We start from the raw sequence: 23,813 nt of genomic DNA, 5'->3' as shown, positions 1-23,813 counted from the left end.
GCCTTTGACATGAATAGTATTATTCATAGCTTTGTGGTTGGTTGGTTTAAAAAATGGTTTCTTACACGATTTCATTACAGGGCCGACTTTAACCGGGGTGTTGCATCATCCCGGTTATATCTTTTAGCCTGTATGTTCATTCTGAGCGTTTTGTTTGTCTGCTTGATTATTCCCTTATAATAATTCTCCTTTCTTTAACGATGAGTTTTATGTCACTGCCTTGCTCAATTGCGCGTAGCACTTGCATCAAGCTGACGTTTCTAGATATTTCCCCTTCAAAGGTTTGATTGGGAACAGCAGAATAATCTACATCTACATCGTACCATCTGCTGAGTTGTACGAGTACTGCTTTCAAATTGGTCTGATTGAACACAAATACACCATCTTTCCAGGCAATCGCGTTTGCTGGGTTAACCTGGTTAACTTTTATCCCGTTTGGGTTAACTGTAGACTGTTCTCCGGGTTTTAACGTGGTTATTTGAGTGGTAGAAGGTGAAGAGACTTGTACAATACCTTCTGCTAGTGTAGTTTTAATTGGCTCGTTGGCGTAGGAACTTACGTTAAAGTGTGTTCCTAATACTTTTACAGTCTGGTTGTAGGAGTTTACAATAAAGGGTTTTTGAGGGTTTTTAGCAATTTCAAAATAGCCTTCTCCCGTTAAATATACCTGACGTGCCGAATTTGCGAATTGTACAGGGAATTTAAGGCTGCTTGCAGCGTTTAGCCACACATGGCTGCCATCGGGGAGAACCACTTGAAATTGGCCCCCTTTTGGCGTAGAAATGGTATTAAAAACGGTCTGGTTAGATGTTTCATGGCTATGCGCCATCGAAATGACGTTGTAAATGATTTGTCCGCTATTGGTCTTTGTAATCTTGATGCCGTTCTGTGAGGCGATTTCTCCGTTCTCCTGATCGTCCAGGTTGAGTGTTGTTCCATTGGCTAAAGTAAGTACTGCCCGGTTACCCCCGGCAGGTACATCTTCTACGTGATGTGCAATGGAATTTGTTTTTTGAGAGGGAAAATAATTAAAATAGGTAATGCTGGCAGTAATAAGAATAGTCACTGTGGCCGCTACAGACCAGTATATGAATTTAGTTCTACGGAACAGTTTAGGGGTATCGGTATGCTTTTCATGCAGTTCGGCAGCAACATTGCCCCAAACTCTTTGCTGCGCTTGTTCCAGCTCAGGTGCAGGATCATCCTTAGCAGTTAATACATGCATCTGATCGGTCCAGCTATGGAGCAAAAGCTGTTCTTCTGGCGTACATTGCCCTGCATGGTATTTCTTTAGTAATTCTTCTGCTTCCTGAGTTGTCATTGTATTTGCCGATATACAAACAAGACAGCTAAATTGGACAACATCACTACAAGTATCTAAAATATTTTTTATCTATGCCGCCGCTCGTCATTCTGAACTCGTTTCAGCATCCCGGAATCGCTAGGTCTTTACATTAAAAAAACAAGCCTAATACGTTTTTCAATATCTTCAAGGCCCGGTTGATATGCGTATCAACCGTACTTTCGGTTACCTTTGCCGCTTTGGCTACTTCACGTCTCGACAAAAACTGCTTACGGCTCAACTCAAAGACTTCCTTCATTTTTGGGGGGAATGTAGCAATGGCTGCTTCAATCCTTTGGGTCATTTCCTTTTCCAAGATCAGTTCATCGGTAGCGGATACGCCATTCTCCATAAACTCCTTTAAAGATTCAATGTACTTTTGTCTGTTTTTATCTTTATGAAACTGGTTAATGACCGCATTACGGATAGATCGGTACAAGTAAGATTGCAAGGAAGTATGCCCAATTTGCAGGCTTTCTTTATTAGAAAGCAGCTTGATAAAAAGATCTTGAGTTAAATCTTCAGCGGCAGGGCCATCTTTTAACATCCGATAGGCATAATCATATAATCCCGGCCAATAGCGTAAATACACCTCTTCCAGCGCAGCCATGTCATGCTGGTTCAACCGGGTAACCAGTTCGCTATCGGCCAGAGATCGATAAACATTCATCAGTTCAATATTAGACAATCACATTAGCATGCCATAAAGAATACATCAAATTTAGATGTTATATGTGCTAAAAACAAGAGGTAGTATAAAGTTAATATTAAAGCAGTCCCTTATAAATAAACATATCATCCAACCTATAAGTTTTGACCAAGGAATAAAAAAAGGGCCGCCTTTTTGGGCAGCCCAATTGTTCATTTGAAAGCAAGAACTATGGATCATAACTTAAATTGGGGAAATACAACCCATATCAGAGTGAATATAAACCATCTTTTACTGAAATAAGTTAATACCAGGTTAAACCAAAAAAATAGGCTAAAATCGGATTTCCGTTTCCATTTCTGATATAAATTGCGGCCCAACCATCATTAAATTATTTAGATCAATGAGAATACAATTTAATCCATCCGTTTATTTTGACCGTAGCGTTGAGGGCTGGACAGTAGAAGTTACTGGACTGGAAACCGCATTTACAACCGAAGAAAGCATTAAGGGTAAGATTATAGCAAGTGACAAAAAAGGTTGGTTCGATACCGACAAATTATATTTAGACTGCAAAATTAGAACTGGACAAATACCAGAGAAGGTGTACACCTTGTTTACTTTAAACCCAAATGGCACCGCAACATCTTTGGAAGTGGTTGAACATAGTCAAAAATGGGCAATAGATTTTTGGGATGAAATCAAAGCCTTTTTTGCAAAAAATGAGTTTGCAGATGATGAGCTGATAGACAGTAACCATCCTATTTATCGGTTCTCTGATTTTGAACTGATCAATGAAGTGAACCGGAGGGGGATATTTTTATAAGTTGTTTTTTCATTTACTCCGCTATAATTTATAAAGAGCCTGTGTCATTAAACATGACCAGGCTTTTTATATGACTGAAAAACTTCCTATCGCCTATTAAAAACTCTACAGCTTTTCTATCTGTTCTAGTGTAAGATCAGTTGCCTCAACTATGATATCGTAACTTACTCCTTTCTGTTTTAGCCTAAATGCTACTTCAGTAGCTTTTTCATCATTTGCTGCTTCAACTGCTGCTTCAACTGCTGCACCAACCGCTGCTTCAATGCCCTGTTCAATGGCATATTCTCTAGTATTATGCTCGTCTCTAAGCATTTTTAAATCGTGTTCGTATGCGGTCATTTCTTCCGGGGTTAAATTACTAACTTCTGCTATCTCTAATAATTTTACAAATTCTGGTTTGTCACTCCACGCTAGTGGAATATGATCTAAGTTCTCTAAATTCTTTAACATATACAACCAGCGGTCCTGATCTGTTTGTAATTCTGTTTTGGGGTCAATGTACCTGGTCTTTCTAGCTGTAGGTTCTACAAGCACTATCTCCTGATGGCCTTGTTGTAATGTTGTTTTTGGTTTTTCTTCCATTTATTTTTCTCTAATACCGCCAATGTATATATAGAAATATGAAAGATCAAAATTTACACAATAATTAATAAAAAATTCAACAAGAATAAATTAAAGTGGTTCTATAGGTCAGTTTTTTTTATCAATTATTACACAAAGTTCGAAAAAAGGGTTCTGAGCGGCCAAAAAATTCCGCAATGAACGCTGTCAGAAAAGACAGCATTAATTTGCGTTGCTTTTTGGCCTGGGTCCCCTTTTTCCGAAACGCCTTCCATAATTCATTAAAAAAATAAAACAATGATTATGGAATGCACAATGAACCTGAATGATCTGAATACCATTTGCGAAATTAAACTCAGTTACCACAACAAAGTAAAGCCATCTATGAGGCCATTACTAACAAATTCTCAAAATGCATACGAACTTTTGTTAAAGATATGGGATATGGATACCATAGAATTATCCGAAAAAATTGTAGTGATTTTAATGAACCAAGGCAGCAGGGTTTTGGGGGTAATACACCTAACATCAGGTTCTGCCACCAGTTGTACAATGGATTTTAGAACCTTATTTGCTGCTGCTTTGAAAGCTAATGCAACCCGCATCATTTTAGCCCACAATCACCCTTCTGGCAATACAATCCCAAGTGCCAGTGATATTGCAATGACTAAAAAAATGATCGATGCAGGTAAACTCTTAGATATCACTGTCGTCGATCACCTTATTATTACTACCGAAAGATATTGTTCCCTTGTAGAAGAAGGATATGTAATTTAATCACCTATGCGGTGCAGTGTAAGTATTGCACCGCATTTTATTTCCATACGCTAACATTACATAAAAATATTCAGCCCTACCGCACATCATGAAACGGAACCCTTATAATTTCCGCTCCTGTATAAATATCAACAAACAATATCCCCTGAACAAACTCCGGTATACCTCTCAGCTCATCTTTATTAGCCTGAATATTTCTGGCCTGTAAATATTTGTACATTTTCTCTTCAAAATTTGTGGGTGGCGTCCAGGTATCAGGATCAAGTAAGGAGGTGAAAACCGCGTAACCTTCCGGCTGTGCAGACATAGCATAAAGGTTTTGCAGGTCAGTATCGTTATTCGTATCATATAGCTTACGGTGATCTATCCCCTGTATGTCAACCAGGTGCTGTAAGGCTTCCTTTTTATCCTTATAATGCGTAAGGATCAGTACCGCTTTCATATAGCCAATGAAATAGCCCCGCCCACCAGACATCTTTTGACGGATAAAATACTGGTAACCGCTGCTGATCATGCGGTCCAACAACTCCTTATTTAACAAATGAATAGGCTTGTAAATTTCCATACCGCAATTGCAAATAAATATACCTCAAAACTAACTCAACACCTCATATTTTGCTAATTTTTTTTAGTATTTAAATTACCTTATGCCTTTGTATTTCTATTAAGGCCCAGCACTTTAATGGCTAAAAAAAATAATTGGTGATATTAAATTCCTAATGTACATTTGAAAAACAAGGAAGAAAGTTCCTTTCAAAAACAACGATAGCTATTAATCGTACCATCAGGGAATTGAAAATCAAAGTGCTGATTTTAGCTCTTTACACTAACTATCGTTGATAATTAATTGCACCCTCTAGGGAATTGAAACAACATAGTCGTATTTGTGACAACAACGTAGTCATATCTGTGACAAATTGTATCAAAAATTTAATTGTACCATTATGGAACGTCCTGAGTTTAAGTATATTTATTGCTCTAAACTCAGGACATTTTTTAAATCCAGGACAAGAAGGATTGAAGAAATGATCATTGAGCTTTAGGTTCCATTAAAAGAAGGATTGAAGCTATTGCTGTTTCAAAAGGCTGGTCTGGTTGCTTAAACTTTTAAGCAATTTCCAATAAAAGAAGGATTGAACAGCACCTTTTAAACCCTATTCTAATTTCCCCTCTAATAAACGGCCGTTTCGGCCAGAAAAACAAGCATACAAGTCATCAGTTCTTCCTTTACCTCAAGAGGAAAAGTTTCCCGCTTGTTGTTCTTCCAACTCCGGAACTTATCATACAGTTTTTGATCAGTGTTAAAAAAACGTAACCAGTTGACCTCTTTACGGGTAAACAGCTCTTTAAGCGCTGTTAATGTCTTTAAATTAGGCTCTTCATATTGCTCTAAATTCAATAGAGAACGCTTTAATTCCATACGGATCGTGTTTACCGCCTTTTTTAGACTGATGAAATCTTCTCTGCTCAATGGCCCTCCCTGACAGGCATAGTCGCGAAACATGTAATATTTGACATTGGCCAAGGCGCAAATATGGGTACATTTTAGTTTTTTATCTGCCAGGATTTTCTTTAACGATGCAGCTCCCTGTATTTCGTTTGGCTTTTCAATTTTATGCTTTACAATACCACTATTGTACTTTACAGGGATGTTGCCCCTATGGCGCCAGGTCTTAATCGTTTGTTCAGCTAAATTAAAGTCCTTTATAACCTTGTTCGCTTTTTTTTCTGAGAATACCATGAACGAAAATTGAATATCTGATGTTGAAGGTAATCATCGTTGCGGTAAATGCACAAAGGTAACACTCCAGCCCTTATTTCTATGTTGTAACATTTAGTGTTCCTACTCCGTTTTACAATCGTAACCCGGTCATACCAGAACAATTCAGCGGCTAAACACCATCAATCTACGATCAACCCACGTTCAACCTATGATCAACCTAGCCCCAAGAAAGGGTGTTATTGGCATTCCCTGTAATGCTAAGGGCTACTTATTTGTAACCTTTTAAAAAAAATATGTTATGGGAACTCAATTTAAAGGCCCGTTTTCAGGCTTTTCCGGTAAAACCGGAGGCTTAGTAGGGCGCTATGTAAAAGGACAGTTTGTAATTACCTCCAGACCAATACCCTCTAAAAAACCACCCACCCAGAAGCAGTTAGACCAGCGGAGCAAGTTTGCCCTGATCGTTAATTTTTGCAGCTATATAGGCGATTTACTCGACATAGGCTTTGCCGCACATACAATGAAGCTCAGTGCAATGAATGCAGCAATTGCTTACAACTTAGATCATGCCATTACAGGTGTATCACCTTTATTTTCTATTGATTACCCTCATTTTTCTTATAGCAGAGGTAAACTGTACGGCGTTTCTGACGTAGAAGTAGAAGCCTTGGCAGGGGCCAAACTTAAATTTACCTGGACAGTGAGCCAAAACACAACAAAACTGAACAAGCCCACAGATCAGTTGTCCATTTTGGTGTACAATCCTACAAAGCAGCAATACGTGGTGTTAACCCAAGCTGCCCTGCGTTCCACACTCACTTTTACGCTGCAATTGCCAGCAAATTTTGCACCTGACGATGTTTATTGTTTCCTGGCCCTGGCTTCTGTCACCGGCGTAGTGAGCAACAGCCAATACGCAGGCAGCGTCGCGGTGATTTAATGAATAGATCCACTGTAGGTTAAACAGGGTTAATGTGCAGTGGTTCTTTTTATAACCAACAAAACCCAAACACATGGCAAGGTTAATAAACGGCATCCTAGGCTCTTTTTCGGGCGCCATCGGCCCCGTAGAGGGTTACATGCTCAAGGGCGCCTTAATCATCCGTTCCCGTAAGCAAATGACCCATAAGCCACCTTCTATCAAACAACTCTCCTGCAGAGAGAAAATAACCAGGATCAATGAATTTCTGTCTGCCTGTATAGAATTTGTAAAAGTAGGCTTTGCCTGGGTTGCAAAAGACAAACGGTACTCCGCCTATAACGCAGCAGTAGCCTATCAAATAAAGCATGCGTTTACAGGTACATATCCTGACCTGGAAATTGATTACAGCCAGGTACGGGTGAGCGCAGGGCCGTTAAGCACTGACGGTATTCACCCAAACGTGGTAAAGCAAGGCAATGAGCTGCGCTTTACCTGGACACCTGATCTGAGTTATGAACACAGTACAGACCATGTTATGCTACTGGCTTATTCACCATTCCTACAGCGTTCGGTGTATAACCTGTGCGGCGCGAAGCGCAATACAGGCAATGAAACATTGGTTTTGCCTGTGGAGTTTATAGAAGCTGGAGAGATAGAAACGTATCTCAGTTTTAAAACGGAGAACGGGATTACCTGTACGGATAGTTTGTATTTAGGAAGGCTGTAATAAATTACAGCCTGTCCAATCAGAATAAACTTTCTTTAAGAAAAATGCACCTACTTTTGATAAGCCATTTTTCGGTTTAAAGAAACATGATTTTGCCGTGATAAGGTTTACCGGTATACAAACTTTTGAACAACTTAGCATCCCAGTATATCACCTGGGCTTTTTCAAAATTCCAAAAGCAAAGGTGCGTTTTGCCCCTTACAACAAAATGTGACCAACCAGCCCTTAACCGGTAACGTGCAAGTTTACTAATGTCTGTAGCCGTTAAAAAATCATCTGCTTCATTGAAATGCGAATGAATACCCAGTAAAGTATCAGCAGAAATGTTGTTGCTCTGCGTTAAAAATTCAGCGGTATTGTGAAGAGGTATAATTTTAAGGTAGTCTTTATTTTTGGCAAATTCTATATAAAAGTCATTTCCAAAGATCAGCTTTCCAGGATCATTGGATTCTGTGGTTACATATACTTTTTTACTTGATCCAGAAATTACAGGTTGAATGATAAAATGTACGGAAGTATCTCTTTTTTGCAGATTATAATCCTTGATCACATCAATTGCACTCACATACATTTGGTACAGTTTCCTTTCATATGGTGTAAAATTTCTGCTTTGATATTCGGTTTTCAAATAAGATGAATCATATCTTTCATCAAAGCTTACCGTTGCAAATGCTTTTCCAAAATTAGCTTCCTTAAAAAAGACCAGCTTACAAATATGCCCTTCCATATAAGCAACAGCGTGCAGGTTTTGATTGGTCAATTTTCCTTGCTTAGCGGAGTGATGGGTTGCAAAAATTGTAATGGTAGATAAATTGGCTAAATACAGGCCGTCTGTTGCGATTTGCTGCATTTCGGTGGTCAAGGGAATTTGGCCGCTATCCTGTCTTTCTGTTTGAACAAGAACCAGATGTTTTCCATGGTAAGGCTTATTTGTATAATAATCCACAAATTCGTCCTTGTCATATCTTACCGCCCTGTCCTTCTTATAATCCCAGAAGGTTAAAAAATGGTTCCCCTCAACAACAAAATTATTCCATCCGGCTATGGTTTGATAATATAGGATTTTACAAATATCCGTTGCGGTAAAATCATCGTTATCCTCCTGCGTATGCGAATGATATCCAAATACAGTGTCGGGCAAATTTCTGTCGTGTAACCCGTAATCGTAGACATACTTATGAAGCTGTTTTCTAGCCATCAGGCGATTGTCCTTGTCAAACTCTAACACAAAATCGTCACCAAAGTAAAGTTTATCATGCTTAACGGGGTCTGCATACAAGTAAAGTTTATGCCCAAAGGGTGTAATGATGGGTCTGAATTTAGCATATGCATTTTCTGGAAAATGAAAAAATGAATCTCTTTTAGCTTCAAGTACTGTACGCTCAATCATGGTATAAAGCTCACGCTCTGTTGAAGTGAAGTCTCTAACCTGATGGCTTGTAATCACATTAGCAGTTTTAGTCATTTCGGTAAAAGCTACGGAGTATACTACCTTTGGCTCAGCAGCACTGGTGCATACAATGACCCTGTTGCTGTCGCCATCCACATAAGGTATATATATCGTAGGCTTATTATTGTACATGGACATTTTACCAAAATATGGATAGGCAAAAGCATGGATATAATCTAAACGGGCAAGTAACCTTCCCTCTGTTTCAGCTTCAAGTGCATTTTTGGCTAAAGGTTCTTCTTTTTGCGCTAATGCCGCAAATGCGGTTAACATGGCGGCAAAGAGCATAGCAATACATTTCATGATCTAATGAATTAAGATAAGCAACCATCTAAAGTTTCTGGCTACAGAAAATTGAAATTCCGGCCCGCAATTTAGTTGCTTTGGCAAATAATTAAGTTAATACGAAGTTAATTTGGGCAGAATAAATAAGCATAGCTCTGTGTAAGGTTAGCCCTTCAAATGGGTTACGACCTGTTTTTTCTCACTGCCGTGCAGTGTAAGTACTGCAACGTAACTTCATGTCAATGATTTAAAATATTGTGAATTACTTTTTTAGCAAATTAGAAAAGATGCATTAAGGGATGGTTTTTACCGCCCCTTTTTTTAGGGCTACTTTACAAATCTTCTGGTGGCACGGACAATGTTGTAAATGCAATAGGCAGAGATAATTCTCATCATCAACTCTATGACGTAAGGCCCACCGGTTAACCCAAGTTCATATTTATGTACTGGATTTGCAAATTCGAGCATGTAGGGAATAGTAGATATCATACCGCGTAAGTTTGGCTGGCAGGTAATGTAAAGATCTGAGAAGGTTCCCAAAGCTACCAGCCAGGTAAATAGTATAATCCCTACAACTAATAAAGTAACCAGAGGTCTAAGAAAACTTTGGCCATAGTTACTGGTGAGTTTACTCAACCGCAGCACAATTGCATTCTCTACACCCTTCCAATTATAGGCTTCGCCATTGGCCATCAAATAATCATTGTAAGTATCCATTTCCAAACCATGAAATTTGTATTCGGCAACAACGTCGCCTTGTTTCCAATAGGCATATTTCAACTGCCTATAGGTTTCCTTTTTATCTAAAAGGTTTATTTCACCTCTCGCTTCTTTTGATATGTTTAGGTTGTCTGGCCAAATTACGTTTACAAAAGAACATTCCAACAAAAAGGATGAGGTAATGACAATGGTATTAACCTGACGAAGATCTACATTGCAAAATTCCGTTTTAGCCAGATTAGACCGGATTATAGTAAGAGACGCCCCCTTTTCTGATGTTATCCTGGTATCCAGGTCAAAGATTCTGATTTTGCCATTGTTAAAAAGATTCTCCATCTGGATATCGGTAAAAGAAACGTCCCTGATTAAAAGTTCCGTTTCTTTATGCACTAGGCCTGTGTATCGGGTTGTTGCTATAAAGTATTCCTGAATATCCATAATTGCCTTTACGTAGTTAAAGTTGATAAACAGGTATATTATTGTTAGTCTTTTTCTATTATATGGATCATGGCCACAGAAATGAAGTTCAGTAAATTCCCCCCTTTCAATTTCGACGGTATTGCCATTTGATGCAAAGTAGAAGTTTGCAAATTTACCATTGAGGATACTTAATTTTTCTTTTAGCCGGCCACCATAGAATTGTACAATTTTTTTGAACTCACCCCCATGAAAAACAACATTCTTTTCAAAGATACAGCGCTCGAACGTATAAGATCTATCATATTCGCTTACAGTGAAAGATACTTCATGGGTAAATATGCACTCGATAAAATGAATATTTGGGTTAATTGATCCCTGTTGTATTGGCATAAGTTCTAAATAGTCAATAATCTTTTTTTTGCGGAAAGTAACCGTGTTTGTACCCAGATTATAGTGGGCCATCTGGAGATTTGTGTTGTGATAAAAGCTATAAAACTCCGCTGCCGGCATTTCTGTCAAAATGTTATTGATCATCTTTCCAGTTTTTAATGATTAAATATTTGCTCAAATTAAGCCATTTTTACATGTGATTCAACTATCTAACTGCGGTATAATGTAAGCCTGTTTTACGACCTTTAAGCATATTTCATTTGAAGGAAAGACAAACGTAAAAGAAACAGAGCTGTTTTTTAACAACAATGTATTAAGGGGCGTTCTTTACCGCCCCTTTTATGCCACCGATTATTCCAATTGCAAAAGAATTAATCTGTATCTCCAAAGTTTTTTTCTCTAACTACTATATACACTGCAATAATAGGAAAGTAAGTCTGTTTACCTTTACAATAGAATAAATTGTAACCCAAAAAATTAAAGGAGTATATTTTTCTGATCAGCATATTTTGCTTTCTTCATATTTGGTGTAGGTAATCTTGCAATTGCCTGCGCCAAATATAAAAACATAATCCGCAAGCTGAATTTGCACGTGAATTAATAAGAACCTGGGGAATATGAGGAATGGCCTGGGTCATTTCTTACCGTTCCTATATCACCCTGGGGATAAATCCACAAGGAATTAAAATTAGCTAATGGCAAATTACTACATGCTTTAACCCAATCTTAGTTTAATTAAAGACTTAAAACTTACCATATGAAACGTGCTAAACTATTTCTAGTTACTATTAGTATTTTCAGCGTAATTGGTGGAATATATGCTCATAAAGTACAGCGTATTGGTGACGTTATTTACATAAGAACAACTCATAATACTACTCTATGTTATAGCACATTTTCAAATGCAACATTTGATCAATTTGGCGCTTCAGTAACAGTTACTTTTGCAACCCTTCAATATGGTGCTGTTTGTACGGTTCTTCATACGATTTATATTGGTGAGTAGTCAATAATCAATATATAATAAACTCATTCTCGCGAGGAAAACGGGCGTAGCCGAAAACCCGATGTAACAGAGTAGGCACATTCTCGAATTAATCACAAAATTATTTACTATGAAACGCGCAAAAATCATGCTCGCCGCTATCGCAGTACTAGCAATAGCCGGTGGAGTTTATGCATCTAAGGCAAAAAGGGAAGGAGACGTTATATTTACAAAGACAAACCTAACAAGTACTCTTTGTACTATTTCATTACCTCTGTACACCTTAACTAAAGATGAAGGTGCCTTCTACACAACTACGTACGCCGCGACTACAACAACCGCGCCTTGTACAATTTTGACTTCTGTTTATCACGGAGAATAATTAAATATTGAGGGGGCATTTTATGCTCCCTCAATATTTCCTATCTGCTATTTATTCGATATGAGTTGGCCTTATATAGTTAGACATCCAATCAGGCATTTGCTGACTCTTCAGAAAATAATCAAAATAACTTTTTATCCTATCTTGAAAATCAATCTCATCTTCAGTATTTGTAAGGATATGATTTCCATCTTTATATTGTAAAAGCCATGCTGGCTTTTGTAATTTTCTTAGTTGAACAAATAAACTCACACTATGTACTACCGGAACAGTAATATCCATTTTGTTATGTAATAGCAACACCGGTGTTTTAATATTCCTTGCAAAGAAAATCGGAGAATTTTCAACATATTTGTCAGTTGCGTTTTCAAAATCTTCCCCCATAAGGTATGCGGCATTCTTCAAATAACTCTGTTTGGAATCATCCTTATCACTCCACAATTCATTATAACTAACCACTAAATTAGAGGGGCCAGCACCAACCAAGGCCGCTTTAAATTTATTTGTTTTTGCAATAATATAGTTCGCTTCATACCCACCGAAACTATGTCCTGTAATTGCCATATTTGAGCTATCCACCCAGGTATAGCTTGCTAAATAATTGACTGCGGCCAATACACTGTTTAATGCTGCTTCACCTGGTTTACCTTTAATACGATAAATGTTAGGTTTGACAAAAAGATAATTATTACTAACCAGCAAGGGTACATTCAATCCAGTTCTGGAAGGCTCAGGAGACAAATAATTATTCAAAGAATTAGTTTGATCCAAATAAATGCTAAAAATGACAGGATACTTTTTATGAGGATCAAAATTTTCAGGTTTATAAAGTATACTTTCACACAAGTTCCCATCCTTATCTTTATATGTCAAAAGTTCTGAATTTATCCAATTATATGCCTTTTCTGGACGATTATTTGATAAATAAACTATTTCTTTAAAGTCTTTTGTATATATATAGTTTAAAGACTGGTTTACTTTTACTTCCGAAATCAAATATGCATTTGATTGTTCAGCTTTTTGAAACCCAGCATAATTATCGTACGGATTACCTAGAAATGTAGGTGAAACAATAAGTTCCTCCAATTTTTTCTTTCCTAAGTTTAAATTATAGATTCCACAATCTTTATTCTTCAAGTTAAAGCCAAGAACCAAAATACTCGCTTTCTCAGAAACAGGAGTAAATTTACCAATGTTTAAAGGGCTGAATATAATTGTATGATTGCTTTTTCCCTCTGTTAAATTCAATGGTTTGGTTCTTCCTTCAAGATCCACACTCCAAATATCAAATGTGCCTTGAATCAAAACACGCTTACTTTTAATCAACCATCCAACTATTCCCCCTAACCCGTTTTGCACATTTGGCACACCTCTATCTGGAAGAAAAAAACAGTGAAGCCCTCCCGGAATATCTTCACTTATTATAGCTGATTTGTTTGTGTGAATGTTTATGCTGATGTATTTGGAAAATTCTGAATCATAGTAAACCAAGTACGAATTATCTGGAGATAATATAATGTTATTTATTTGGAAGCTACTGTGTTCTTTTATAATTCTTAATTCGCCAGTCTTAACATTACATAAATAATAAGAGAAATTTGCGTATTTGTTCCAATCACGGTCATCCGCCCTAGCAAATGAAGATTCTACGAGTAGATACTCATTATGCAAATCAGGTATTATACCGTCTTTAACTTTCTGTAACCCACTGAGTAATTTTCTGATTTTCTTTTTTTGAATATCTAGTAAACTTAAATTTGTTCCAGATAAAATTCCAGCTTTATAATTATTATAATAGGATCGTAAATAGGCATCCTGGTAACTCCAAATTGTTAAATTTGGTGAGGGATCGCTTTCTTGTACCGGATTCTGCGTAAAGAATATACCCTCTCCGTCGGAACTAAATTTCCAAGAGTTATCAATAGAAATCTTACACCCTTTAACGATACCTTCTGATGAATCGCTGGCAATCATTTGCGAAAAAAGACTGCTATTGTCATAAACCCATATTTGGGTACTATTATCGGAAGATGTAGTAAAAGCCGTTTTAGATCCAGTTAAATCAAAAATTTGATTCGTGGTTTCCTTACCTCTATAAATGGTCTTAGAACGGCCAGAAGATAAATCTGTCCATTGCATCACTTCTGGGAAAAGCGTATCTCCTTTTAACTTGGTGATGATGGCATTACCAGCCTTGTTTATGATATATTCAAATGAATTTGATATTACGCGTTGCTTTTGAGTTTTAAGATTTTTTATAATCAGATCACTTGAAGGATTGTCTAACCTATAAATTATATAATCTTCCTTACTAATGCTGCACAGAGTATATCCCTTACAATGTGGGATGAATGAAAACTCTTTTGTTTGCAGATTAAGTTGCACCAATGTATCCTGGTTTTTAACAGCAAAAAGATACCTACTGTCTTTAGAGAAATTCGAATCCGAAAAACTTGCTGTTTCATATTGCCAGGATTTATTTGTCGCGGTTATCACGACGGTATTCTGTCCTATTGGTTTATTGTTTATGATATAAGAAACAAACCAACCATTACCGCTAATCTTTCCATTATTAACGGTAGTCCATGTTTTATAAGATGTATCTGTGATCGGTGGCTTTTGTGCAGAACTGTGCAAAGCCGCCAGTGCCAACAAATGAATACAAAGAAATAGTCTTTTCATCCGAGTGAATATTAAAATATGTGATGACTGTTGTAATTGATTTGTTTAAAGTTTTTAGGTTTCATTCCGGTTATTCTTTTAAAACGTCTGGAAAAGTATGCCGGATCAGATAATCCTAAAGCAAAAGAAATTTCTTTCATAGTCATGCGTGTGTTTAATATCAGGTGTGCCGCCTGAGTATAGATCCGATATTGTATTAATCCATGTAATGTCAATCCTCTACGACGTTTTGCAATTGCATTTAAGACTTTTAAACTCAAATTCATTTCCTCTGTATAAAAACTAGCCGGTTTATTTTCCTTATAATTTTGCTCAATCAAAAGATTCAATTTTTCCATAATGATGCAATCCGGTGGTATGAAACCTTTTTCAAAAAAAGGAATCTCAATGATGTTGGGTAATGGTGGAACAAACATGGTGTTATTAAAATTTAAGATATACAAATACACCGCAGCAGATGTGCAGCGAGCTAATTATTGCCAGGTTGGTATGTTGTCCTGCATTTTTTTTATCCTTTCCTCATAAATGGAAATTTCATCTTTGTTCGTTTCTTTAGCAAAATCCAATGCTACTGTTTCATGTTTTATCGCTTCTTTCTTTCTACCTACTTTATATAACAAATTAGCATAGGTATCTAACCAGTGGACATTTTTAGGCTGATTCTTTAGTAATACTTCCATATAACCAATTGCTTTATTTAAAGCATAAGGATCATTGCTGAATTTAAAAATGATATTATATGATAGATTGTTAAGGGCAGAAGCAGCCAGGCCTACAGTATCCAATCCTTGATCATCTAGCTTTTCAATATTATATTTAATGATATTGGGCCAGTCTTTTACTGCGCTATACCAGCCTATCTTAGCATTGATCAGCAATCTTTTTGCGGTTATAGGGTCATAAGACTTTGCGACCTGCTTTTCTAATGCATCCCAATGAGGTAATGTACTGGTATATTTACCATTAGGTTTAATGATAGGATTAATTGCATCCTTCGCAATTAAATTATCTACAACTCTACGTGAATATCCAGGTAATTCCATCATGGAATCTGCAAGTGCCGGTTTGTGATACATAAATTGAACAATTGGATCATGTATGGAAAGCAATTCATGAAAATTTACAATGAAGGCCGGTAATTCTGCATTTATAATTTTATTAGATTGCGACTGATCTATAAAAGATTTTTTATAGAATTTAGCCATTTCAAGGGCCAGACTATCATTATGATAATCTTTAGTTTTTATTATTAATACCAAGAGCTGCTTACGTGTAATTTTGCCCTTTTTGAATTGGTTAACCTGACCAGCATAGTTGTCTTGCGGGTTAATTGCATTATTTAATATGGTCAAAAAATCGCTGGGATTCTGGTATCCCATATCTTTTTGAAGTAATTCACCATTCGGAGAAATAAATAAAAAGGTTGGAAAGGCTTCAATATGATAAGTATCCATTAAATATTTAGCATCAGTATACCAATGTTTGGTGCCTTCCGAATCTTTATCGGTTTGGTCAAATTGGACCTTAACAGCGATAAAGTTACTATTGACAAATTCAACTACTTTTGGATCGGTATATACATCTGCATCCATTTTTTTACAAGGACCACACCAAGTTGCATAAGCATCTACAAAGATATTTTTATGCTCCGTTTTTGCTTTAGCCAACACCTGTTGCCAATTGCTAAAATCTTTAAAAACAACTTCTTCATTTTTTTGAGCGTGTACTATTGTTGGTAGAAGCCAACATAAAATCATGATGATCTTTTTCATTTCTATAATTTTAAAAGGTGAGTTCACCCCATTGGATTGCTCCATTAGGGTGAACAGTAATAAAAAAAGAGCCGTTTTCTAATTTGTATAGCCTGGGTTTTGAGAGAGTGCAGAATTTAAAAGTATTTCACTAACAGGGATTGGATAAAGTGCTTTGTAAGCTAGCCAAGTACCTCCCTTATAAATTTCTGCCGCAGTCATAGCTGTATTAATATTACCGGTACGTTGCAAGTCAAACCAACGATGCCCCCATTCAGTAAATAACTCTACACGTCGTTCTTTTAAAATTAACGGCCTAAGTTGGGCTTCTGTTAGCGATAATGAAAGGTTTGGTAAAGGATCTGGAACCATTGCCGTTGCCTCAGCTCTGGAACGAGTACGCAATATATTTAAATCGGCAATAGCATCACTAGTCTTACCTTGTTCATTCCTGGCCTCTGCCCTAATCAAATATTGTTCGGACAATCTGAATACGATCGTGTACTCATCAAAAGTTGTTGAACCATCTGCAAAACCAATTTTATATTTTGCGGGATACGGAAAGGTATCTGTACCAATAGTTACCGTGTTTATCCAATTATCTTTACGGGCATCGCCAGGTTCAAAACTATTCATTAAAGATGGTGATATGAGCAGGGGATGATCACTATTAGGCCCATCATTGGGTAAAATAAATAATCCACCCTCTCTTGTATTAAAATTGTTATTTACAGGTTGCAATGCCCAAATCGTTTCGGAACTATTTTTTAAAAAAACGGAGTTAAGATCTACAATAGAATAAATGCTAGATTGGCTAATGACCTTGGTAGCCGCAACTTCTGCCAGCGGATAATTTTTCTGATATAAATATACCCTGGCTTGTAATGCGTTAACTGCTCCGAGATTAGGGCGTATGCGCTCTGAACTAATTTTTGTTACATCGGTAGTCGCTACATAAGTATTATCCAGCAAACCCTCTGCCTGTGCCAGATCAGCGAGAATTTGTTTGTATACATCGGCTTGTGGCGTACGTGCAAAATGTGAGTTTTCATTATACTGGGTAGTGAGAATCAACGGCACATCCCCAAATATATTGGTTAAGTAGAAATAACAAAACGCACGCAGGAAATATGCTTCACCTAAAAGCCTTTTGCTTACTGCCGGTTTAAGCTCTGTATTTCCTGTTAATGCTGCGATGGACGCATTGATATTGTACATTATACTAAACGTATTATTCCAATAAGGCGCACCCGATGTTAAGTATTGTGGCTCTAAGGCATTTTGATAAAAACTTCCGAAAGCATTATTTACATTCACATCATACATCATCAGATTATCGGCTGATAATTCTTCATATAAAGAAATGGCTGGTAAGTTTAAGCTCACAAAATAATTATCACTCATACGTGCATATATTCCTGTTAATACGGCCGTTGCCGTGGTATTGTCTTTATAGGCGCTTTCTGTACTAATTTTTGTTGGGGGAGTATCTACCTCTACAAATTTCTTACATGCAGTAGGTAAAACTATCATCAACAAAGTTACGCTGATGATAAATATGGAATTATATTTATTACGGTTCATGTTTAGATTTTTAAAGGGTAATTTGTAGACCTACTGTTATAATTCTCAACGGTGGTAAAGCTCCTAATCCTGCTGTTTCTGGATCGCTACCAATAAAATTCGTAAAGGTTAATAAGTTTTGAGCTTGTATGTAAATTCTAGCCTGACTGGCTTTAATCTTACTTAACCATTGCATAGGTAAAGAATAAGAAAGAGAGATATTTTTTAAACGCACGTAAGAAGCTCCAACATAAGAGGCATCACTAGCAATTGCCGCGTCAAAAGGTACAGAAATCTCAGAAGAGTTTGTACTAACTTTTTGTATATCAACAATATCTCCTGGGTTTTTCCATCGATTTAAAACGGAAATAGGTTGATTTCTTACCGCTAACCCAGGTAAATTTCCAAACTTATAATTTCTTGCCTTTTGATTGACAAACTGCAACAGAAAATCTAAATCAAAACCTTTGTACTGTAAGCTGTTGGAAAATCCACCGAAGAATTTAGGATTAGGGTCTATTAATATTGTCTTATCTGTTGTAGGATCAGGAGAAGATGTTGCTTTACCGTTATGGTCAATAAATTGATATAAACCTGTTGCGGGATTAACGCCTGCAAACTGATAGGCTCTAAAGATATTAATAGGTTGCCCAATAATATAATTATTCGCATAGGAACTTGTAGCCAAATCTGGGAAATCAATTAACTTGTTTCTTTGAATAGTCATGTTCAAAGAAGAATGCCAGTTAAAGTTTTTTGATCGTATTACATTCACATTCAACTGTCCTTCTAAACCCTTATTTTGTATAGTGGCCGGAAAATTCTCATCTACAGAACCAAAGCCAGTGATATTTGGCAGTGCATAGCCAATCAATTGATTGGAGGAACGATTGCGGTAATAATTTACACTCAATAAAATCCTGTCTTTAAGAAAGCCTAAATCTAATCCCAGGTTGATTTTTCTTGTTTCTTCCCATTGCAAAAAAGGATTGGCAATACTAAATTGGGTTAAACCTACACTCTGACCATAAGGAATATCAACACCATAGGTATTGAGTAAACTTAAATACCGATAATCTCCAATTTGATCATTGCCTGTAGTACCATAGCTGGCCCTGATTTTACCAGAACTTAACCAGGGCAAACTATTCTTAATAATATGCTCGTCCGCGAATAACCAGGCACCACCTACAGCATAGAAGGTGTGTAATTTATTTTGATCTCCAAACCGGCTGCTTCCATCCCTACGGGCAGTTAAGTTGAGGATGTATTTATCTTTTAAGCGATAATTAATACGACCAAACAATGCATTATATTTATAGAGTGACTTATCTACAAAATTTGTTACGGTGCTGGAAGCAGCAGATAAGTTGCCTAATTGTGCATCATTGGTATAACCGGAACCAGTTTGTGACAATAGATCATTACTTACTTGTTGAAAACTACTTCCAATCAAGGCATCTATTACGCCATATTCAGTTTCTTTTGTGTAAGTGATTTGTGGTTCTATAATCCATGAAGAAATTGATTTGTCCAGATAAAGAGCTGATCTTGTTAGATCGAAAGCATCTGGCTTAATTGAAGTTAGCGGATTAATCTGAATTTCCTTTCCCACTAAGCGGTTAAAGCCCATACTGGTTTTTACTTGCAAACCTGGTAAAATCTCGTAACTGATGTTATTATTTGCAGTTAAATTATTCGTATTCCCCGTATAACGTTCTTCCGTATAGGCGAGTGGATTACGAAAGCTATATCTTGATGGATTTTTTGGAAAGGGTTCCCAGTTTAAGCTACCGTCTGCAAGATGTAATAATGGAGCATTTGGGGTCAAACTTGTTGCTGGATTCATTAAATCAGAAGAACCCAATGTATTTTTATCTTGTAGGTAAGTAGCAGAAATATTATAGTGAAATTTATTGTCTAAGGAATTGTGATTTAAATTGAGGTGAACACTTCCTTTTAAATCTCCCAGGCTACCGGGATAAACTGTAGTTTGTCTATTAAATCCGTAAGCAGCTAAAAATTGGGTGGTATTGCTGCCGCCAGAAACTGAGGCTTGTAAATCTGTAAAATGAGCGGTATTGCCTACCAATACTTTTTGCCAATCGGTGTACCGGTTTTGATCCCATATCGTCAAATCATAATTAGAAGATGTTGGATTAGTTGCAGATGTTGGTATGGATTTACCAGCATTTGTATAGGCTTCTTTACGCATGTCTAAATATTGTTGCGTATTTAAAAAATCCACCTTATGCGCTATCTGACCCCAGCCGTTTTGTAGATTTACATCTATTTTGGTTTTTCCAGGTTTACCTTTTTTAGTGGTTATAAGGATAGCCCCATTAGCAGCCCTAGAACCATAAATAGCTGTAGCATCTGCATCTTTTAACACACTAATGCTTTCAATATCGGCAGGGTTTACAAAATTGAAGGTACTTCCGCCAGGACTATTGAATGAGCTATTTGCTAGAGAAGTATTAAATTGAGGTGTATAGGGAACACCGTCTATTACATATAGAGGATCACTCCCATTACCTAAAGAATTAATTCCCTGGACCTTCACATATATATTGCTGCCGCTCACACCAGATGCTTGCTGTATAAACAATCCAGGTACACGACCTTCCAAGGCTAATAGAGGATTGTTTACAGGCTGCCTTGCAATTTCGGCGGCACTTACCGTACCGATATTATTAGTACTATACTTTTTTATTTGCGTACCATAAGCGATAACCTGTATCTCCTTCAAGTCTGCATCAATCTCTTTAATAACAATACTCCCAACAGTGAAATTTTGATAAGATACACGCCTGGTTTCATGGCCCAGCATCCTAATCAACAATGTGCCATTTTCTGGTGCATTAGCAAAGCGGAACCTGCCTTGGCTGTCTGTAATGGTGCCTCTGTTGCTCTGATCATTTAAAATCACTGTAGCCCCCTCTAATGGTTTGTTTTTATCATCTACCACTATACCGTTCAATTCTCTTTGCTCCAGGTTTTCTTTTTGGACTGGCGTTTTTTTTTCTGTTTCTGGTTTGAGTTTGATCATAATGACCTTGCCATCAAATTCATAAAGGAAGGGCTGATCTGAAAATAATTTAAGTAGCGTTGTTTCAATAGTAGCTGCGTTTAAGGTAAGGGTTACAGGATGTGCATATTGCGCATTTACAGAGGTAATGATAAAGTTGTACCCTGTTTGTTTTCTAATGCTGGATAGTACCTCTAATAGTGGCTTATCTTTTACGTTAAGGGATATGTGTTGCGCATAGGCAGCGGATACATGTAGACTAATGGCGACGAGCAGTACAGTAAGTTTTGTCATTACGATGCACTTTATAAATGGTTTGTACCTTAAAGATCGGCTATTCCCGAAAGAAAAAGCCATACCTCTAGCGGCATGAATTAAAAAATCCATAGTTTTGTGGTTTAGTTGGTTGTTGATTACAATTGTCTGTGGCACATGATATACAACTGACTTTCCGGGAGTGTCGTAAGCACTTCCGGTTCTTTTTTTATACCATGCTGATTTTGGTTGTTGCTGTTTTAATTTCTATTTTTTGCTGATCACTTGCCCCCTTTCAAGTTTTAGTTGTAGGTCTGATGAATAATTTAAAATGTTGAGTACATGGTTTAATGTGAGTGTTTTAGAGAGTTCTCCCTCTATGGTTACGTTGGGGAGTGTACTGTAGTCACATTGTACATTATACCATCTGCAAATTTGTTTCATGGCCTGTTTAAGCGGGATTTTCCTGAATATGAAAAGTCCGTCTTTCCAGGCAATTTCATCTTGGATATTAACTTGTTTTACGAAAAAGCCGGTCGATAAAAGCGCGGCTTGTTGGTTGGGGAAAAGTGGCTGGCGGAGGTTTGTTGAGGGTTGAAGAAGTGTTACACTGCCTTCGGCAAGTGTAGTTTTTACGGTATCTAAATCGTATGCACTGACATTAAATTTAGTACCTGTTACGGTAAGCTGTTGTCCTTTAACATAAACGTGGAATGGTTTCTTGGGGTTCTTGGCGACTTCGAAGTACGCCTCTCCTTGTAAAGTGACTTCTCTTAAGGAGCCAGCAAAACAGGAAGGAAATTTTAATGAACTGGTGGCGTTTAGAAAAACGCGCGTCCCATCGGATAGTACCAGGTGGTATTGACCACCCACTGGGGTACTGATGGTGTTCACTCCGGCTGATTCTCTCACGTAATTTGTACCTTCCTGTTTGCTGCTGCCTTGTGAAGTATAAATTACAACGCCTGTTGCGTTGTTGTTTGTGATACTTACTCCGCCGGATATGGTGGCCACCTTACCATTGGAGTGTGCATCCAAAACTATTTTTTGCCCATTGGCCAGGGTGAGCGTTGCTCTGTTGCCACCCGGCTGTATGTCAGTAATTTGAATTTGTTTGTTTTGATGGTTATGATACAATGCAAATAAGATAGATATTGCTACAACGGCTATTATGGCTGCTGCGTAGCGTAATATAGATATTCTGGTATAGGTAGGTGTTTTATGTTTTACGTTTAGGGTTTTCCATACCCGTTCGGTCACCAGATCAAGGTGACCAGGACTACCGGCATTGGGTAATCCCTTAGCCATGTCATTAAACAGGCTATTGCATAAAGTAATCTCTTCTGGGCTTGCAGTTCCCGAAGTGTACTTATCTAGCAGTTCCTTAATTTCATTATCGCTCATCCTTATCTTGACAATCTGGTTGTTATTAAGTGGAGACGGATCAGGATATGGAAAGTACCCTTGGCAATAAAAATATTTTTTTATCTGTTTTTATTGATCCAAAGTATGGCCCACATCAGGTTTAAAAATAATACGGAAGATAGCCGGGACCGTATTCTCATTGCGGCTCTATAAAGCGCATTTTTGACGCTCTGTTCGGAGATCCCTTCTGCTTCTGCTATTTCTTTGTTGCTAAGATATTGCTTGCGGCTCATTTCAAATATGGCCCTCATTTTGGGCGGGAGGTTGTCAATCTCTTTTTCTATATGCCTTACAAGATCGTTTTCTATGACCTGGGTTTCGGTGCTGTATTCTCCTTTATTGTAAATTTCTTTAAAGGCGGCAATGTAATTGATCTTAATTTTTCTGTTCCGGGCCAAATCTATGATCACGTTACGTATGCTTTGGAACAGATAGGATTTGATAGAGGTAATTTGAACTTTTCCCATTTTCTCTAACAGATTGACAAAGATTTGCTGGGTAGCATCTTCCGCTTGACTATCGTTTTGTAGCATTTTACGGCTAAAATTGTAAATCATTGGAAAATAGCGTTTATACACAGATTCGAAGGCATGGGTATCCTCTTGGCATAATAACTCCGTTAGTTGTTCGTCTGTGTAAAAGTCATATTCGCTTTTCCTCATTGTTTGTTGGGAAGTGTTATTTAATCTGCTCCTTTTATCTTTCTAAGTTATAGAGTTAAAAGTCTAAAACCAAATATCACAATTATTTAAGCAACTGACAAGGTTGCACGTTTTTCTAAAGCCAAATATTATTCCGTTGCAGCAAGGTTATTGCTGTTTAATTTATTCGATGCCAATGTAAAAAGAAATTCCTCACGAATCTGGAAAGAATACGAGTACTCTCATTTGCATTGTTCGAAATTGCAATCGCTATAAAGGTCGTACTTATAGAACTTTCATTCGTTAATG

Annotated in this window: 19 protein-coding genes; 5 read left to right on the top strand and 14 right to left on the bottom strand. The window is 37.3% G+C overall.

All coding sequences use genetic code 11. The features are described 5' to 3' along the window. Nucleotides 1–166: 166 nt before the first annotated feature. Both GO495_RS06715 and GO495_RS06710 read right to left on the bottom strand, forming a co-directional pair. Complete coding sequence (locus GO495_RS06715; protein ID WP_157298893.1) at nt 167–1,321, bottom strand: FecR family protein; 1,155 nt, start codon at nt 1,319–1,321, stop codon at nt 167–169. A gap of 133 nt (nt 1,322–1,454) precedes the next feature. Next, nucleotides 1,455–2,012: an RNA polymerase sigma factor gene (locus GO495_RS06710; RefSeq protein WP_157298892.1), complete on the bottom strand. Its 558-nt coding sequence runs from the start codon at nt 2,010–2,012 to the stop codon at nt 1,455–1,457. Nucleotides 2,013–2,394: 382 nt separating this feature from the next. Here GO495_RS06710 and GO495_RS06705 point away from each other — a divergent pair, with 382 nt between their 5' ends. Then, entirely contained in the window at nt 2,395–2,817 is a 423-nt protein-coding gene (locus GO495_RS06705; protein WP_157298891.1) for a hypothetical protein, read from the top strand. Between the two features lie 105 nt (nt 2,818–2,922). Here GO495_RS06705 and GO495_RS06700 read toward each other — a convergent pair whose 3' ends face one another. Continuing rightward, nucleotides 2,923–3,399 (bottom strand): PD-(D/E)XK nuclease family transposase, encoded by a 477-nt coding sequence (locus GO495_RS06700; protein WP_157298890.1) that lies wholly within the window; start codon nt 3,397–3,399, stop codon nt 2,923–2,925. A gap of 276 nt (nt 3,400–3,675) precedes the next feature. Between GO495_RS06700 and GO495_RS06695 the strand changes: the two genes are divergently transcribed. Beyond that, nucleotides 3,676–4,155, top strand: a complete 480-nt coding sequence (locus GO495_RS06695) for a JAB domain-containing protein (protein WP_338075368.1) — start codon at nt 3,676–3,678, stop codon at nt 4,153–4,155. 76 nt (nt 4,156–4,231) lie between these two features. On the opposite strand, the gene GO495_RS06690 is transcribed toward GO495_RS06695, so the two are convergent. Then, entirely contained in the window at nt 4,232–4,720 is a 489-nt protein-coding gene (locus tag GO495_RS06690) for a hypothetical protein (RefSeq protein WP_157298888.1), read from the bottom strand. Between the two features lie 606 nt (nt 4,721–5,326). Next, nucleotides 5,327–5,896, bottom strand: coding sequence for a hypothetical protein (locus GO495_RS06685; RefSeq protein ID WP_157298887.1), 570 nt, complete (start codon nt 5,894–5,896; stop codon nt 5,327–5,329). 280 nt (nt 5,897–6,176) lie between these two features. Between GO495_RS06685 and GO495_RS06680 the strand changes: the two genes are divergently transcribed. Next, nucleotides 6,177–6,818, top strand: a complete 642-nt coding sequence (locus GO495_RS06680; protein WP_157298886.1) for a DUF6266 family protein — start codon at nt 6,177–6,179, stop codon at nt 6,816–6,818. A gap of 73 nt (nt 6,819–6,891) precedes the next feature. After that, complete coding sequence (locus GO495_RS06675; protein ID WP_157298885.1) at nt 6,892–7,527, top strand: DUF6266 family protein; 636 nt, start codon at nt 6,892–6,894, stop codon at nt 7,525–7,527. A gap of 76 nt (nt 7,528–7,603) precedes the next feature. Here GO495_RS06675 and GO495_RS06670 read toward each other — a convergent pair whose 3' ends face one another. Next, nucleotides 7,604–9,280: a hypothetical protein gene (locus GO495_RS06670; protein ID WP_157298884.1), complete on the bottom strand. Its 1,677-nt coding sequence runs from the start codon at nt 9,278–9,280 to the stop codon at nt 7,604–7,606. 309 nt (nt 9,281–9,589) lie between these two features. Further along, complete coding sequence (locus GO495_RS06665) at nt 9,590–10,936, bottom strand: hypothetical protein (protein WP_157298883.1); 1,347 nt, start codon at nt 10,934–10,936, stop codon at nt 9,590–9,592. Nucleotides 10,937–11,549: 613 nt separating this feature from the next. On the opposite strand from GO495_RS06665, the gene GO495_RS06660 reads away from it, so the two are divergent. Further along, entirely contained in the window at nt 11,550–11,798 is a 249-nt protein-coding gene (locus tag GO495_RS06660; protein WP_157298882.1) for a hypothetical protein, read from the top strand. Nucleotides 11,799–12,210: 412 nt separating this feature from the next. Here the strand turns inward: GO495_RS06660 and GO495_RS06650 are convergent, their stop codons facing one another. The 7 genes from GO495_RS06650 to GO495_RS06620 all read right to left on the bottom strand — a co-directional run bounded on the left by GO495_RS06650 (nt 12,211) and on the right by GO495_RS06620 (nt 23,525). After that, the gene (locus tag GO495_RS06650) at nt 12,211–14,841 is read right to left on the bottom strand and encodes an alpha/beta hydrolase family protein (RefSeq protein ID WP_157298880.1); all 2,631 of its coding nucleotides are present in this window, start codon (nt 14,839–14,841) and stop codon (nt 12,211–12,213) included. Between the two features lie 11 nt (nt 14,842–14,852). Then, nucleotides 14,853–15,257 (bottom strand): helix-turn-helix domain-containing protein, encoded by a 405-nt coding sequence (locus tag GO495_RS06645; RefSeq protein ID WP_157298879.1) that lies wholly within the window; start codon nt 15,255–15,257, stop codon nt 14,853–14,855. A 57-nt stretch (nt 15,258–15,314) separates the two neighbouring features. After that, on the bottom strand, nt 15,315–16,613 hold the full coding sequence (locus GO495_RS06640; RefSeq protein WP_157298878.1) for a thioredoxin family protein: 1,299 nt from the start codon (nt 16,611–16,613) through the stop codon (nt 15,315–15,317). Between the two features lie 78 nt (nt 16,614–16,691). Then, the gene (locus GO495_RS06635; protein ID WP_157298877.1) at nt 16,692–18,176 is read right to left on the bottom strand and encodes a RagB/SusD family nutrient uptake outer membrane protein; all 1,485 of its coding nucleotides are present in this window, start codon (nt 18,174–18,176) and stop codon (nt 16,692–16,694) included. Nucleotides 18,177–18,186: 10 nt separating this feature from the next. Next, on the bottom strand, nt 18,187–21,570 hold the full coding sequence (locus GO495_RS06630; protein ID WP_157298876.1) for a SusC/RagA family TonB-linked outer membrane protein: 3,384 nt from the start codon (nt 21,568–21,570) through the stop codon (nt 18,187–18,189). 135 nt (nt 21,571–21,705) lie between these two features. Then, entirely contained in the window at nt 21,706–22,842 is a 1,137-nt protein-coding gene (locus GO495_RS06625) for a FecR family protein (protein ID WP_157298875.1), read from the bottom strand. Nucleotides 22,843–22,922: 80 nt separating this feature from the next. Beyond that, a complete protein-coding gene (locus GO495_RS06620; RefSeq protein ID WP_157298874.1) occupies nt 22,923–23,525 on the bottom strand; it encodes an RNA polymerase sigma factor in 603 nt (200 codons plus the stop codon). Nucleotides 23,526–23,813 lie beyond the last annotated feature (288 nt).

Origin of the sequence: Chitinophaga oryziterrae (assembly GCF_009758125.1) — a bacterium.
GTDB classification, from domain to species: domain Bacteria; phylum Bacteroidota; class Bacteroidia; order Chitinophagales; family Chitinophagaceae; genus Chitinophaga; species Chitinophaga oryziterrae.
Note: the sequence above shows the minus strand (reverse complement) of the source record. Positions and strands in the feature narration are given on the sequence as shown.

Coding starts and splice junctions, on each gene's coding strand:
- GO495_RS06715 (WP_157298893.1), bottom strand. CDS start 1,321: ATGACAACTCAGGAAGCAGAAGAATTACTAAAGAAATACCATGCAGGG.
- GO495_RS06710 (WP_157298892.1), bottom strand. CDS start 2,012: ATGAATGTTTATCGATCTCTGGCCGATAGCGAACTGGTTACCCGGTTG.
- GO495_RS06705 (WP_157298891.1), top strand. CDS start 2,395: ATGAGAATACAATTTAATCCATCCGTTTATTTTGACCGTAGCGTTGAG.
- GO495_RS06700 (WP_157298890.1), bottom strand. CDS start 3,399: ATGGAAGAAAAACCAAAAACAACATTACAACAAGGCCATCAGGAGATA.
- GO495_RS06695 (WP_338075368.1), top strand. CDS start 3,676: ATGATTATGGAATGCACAATGAACCTGAATGATCTGAATACCATTTGC.
- GO495_RS06690 (WP_157298888.1), bottom strand. CDS start 4,720: ATGGAAATTTACAAGCCTATTCATTTGTTAAATAAGGAGTTGTTGGAC.
- GO495_RS06685 (WP_157298887.1), bottom strand. CDS start 5,896: ATGGTATTCTCAGAAAAAAAAGCGAACAAGGTTATAAAGGACTTTAAT.
- GO495_RS06680 (WP_157298886.1), top strand. CDS start 6,177: ATGGGAACTCAATTTAAAGGCCCGTTTTCAGGCTTTTCCGGTAAAACC.
- GO495_RS06675 (WP_157298885.1), top strand. CDS start 6,892: ATGGCAAGGTTAATAAACGGCATCCTAGGCTCTTTTTCGGGCGCCATC.
- GO495_RS06670 (WP_157298884.1), bottom strand. CDS start 9,280: ATGAAATGTATTGCTATGCTCTTTGCCGCCATGTTAACCGCATTTGCG.
- GO495_RS06665 (WP_157298883.1), bottom strand. CDS start 10,936: ATGATCAATAACATTTTGACAGAAATGCCGGCAGCGGAGTTTTATAGC.
- GO495_RS06660 (WP_157298882.1), top strand. CDS start 11,550: ATGAAACGTGCTAAACTATTTCTAGTTACTATTAGTATTTTCAGCGTA.
- GO495_RS06650 (WP_157298880.1), bottom strand. CDS start 14,841: ATGAAAAGACTATTTCTTTGTATTCATTTGTTGGCACTGGCGGCTTTG.
- GO495_RS06645 (WP_157298879.1), bottom strand. CDS start 15,257: ATGTTTGTTCCACCATTACCCAACATCATTGAGATTCCTTTTTTTGAA.
- GO495_RS06640 (WP_157298878.1), bottom strand. CDS start 16,613: ATGAAAAAGATCATCATGATTTTATGTTGGCTTCTACCAACAATAGTA.
- GO495_RS06635 (WP_157298877.1), bottom strand. CDS start 18,176: ATGAACCGTAATAAATATAATTCCATATTTATCATCAGCGTAACTTTG.
- GO495_RS06630 (WP_157298876.1), bottom strand. CDS start 21,570: ATGGATTTTTTAATTCATGCCGCTAGAGGTATGGCTTTTTCTTTCGGG.
- GO495_RS06625 (WP_157298875.1), bottom strand. CDS start 22,842: ATGAGCGATAATGAAATTAAGGAACTGCTAGATAAGTACACTTCGGGA.
- GO495_RS06620 (WP_157298874.1), bottom strand. CDS start 23,525: ATGAGGAAAAGCGAATATGACTTTTACACAGACGAACAACTAACGGAG.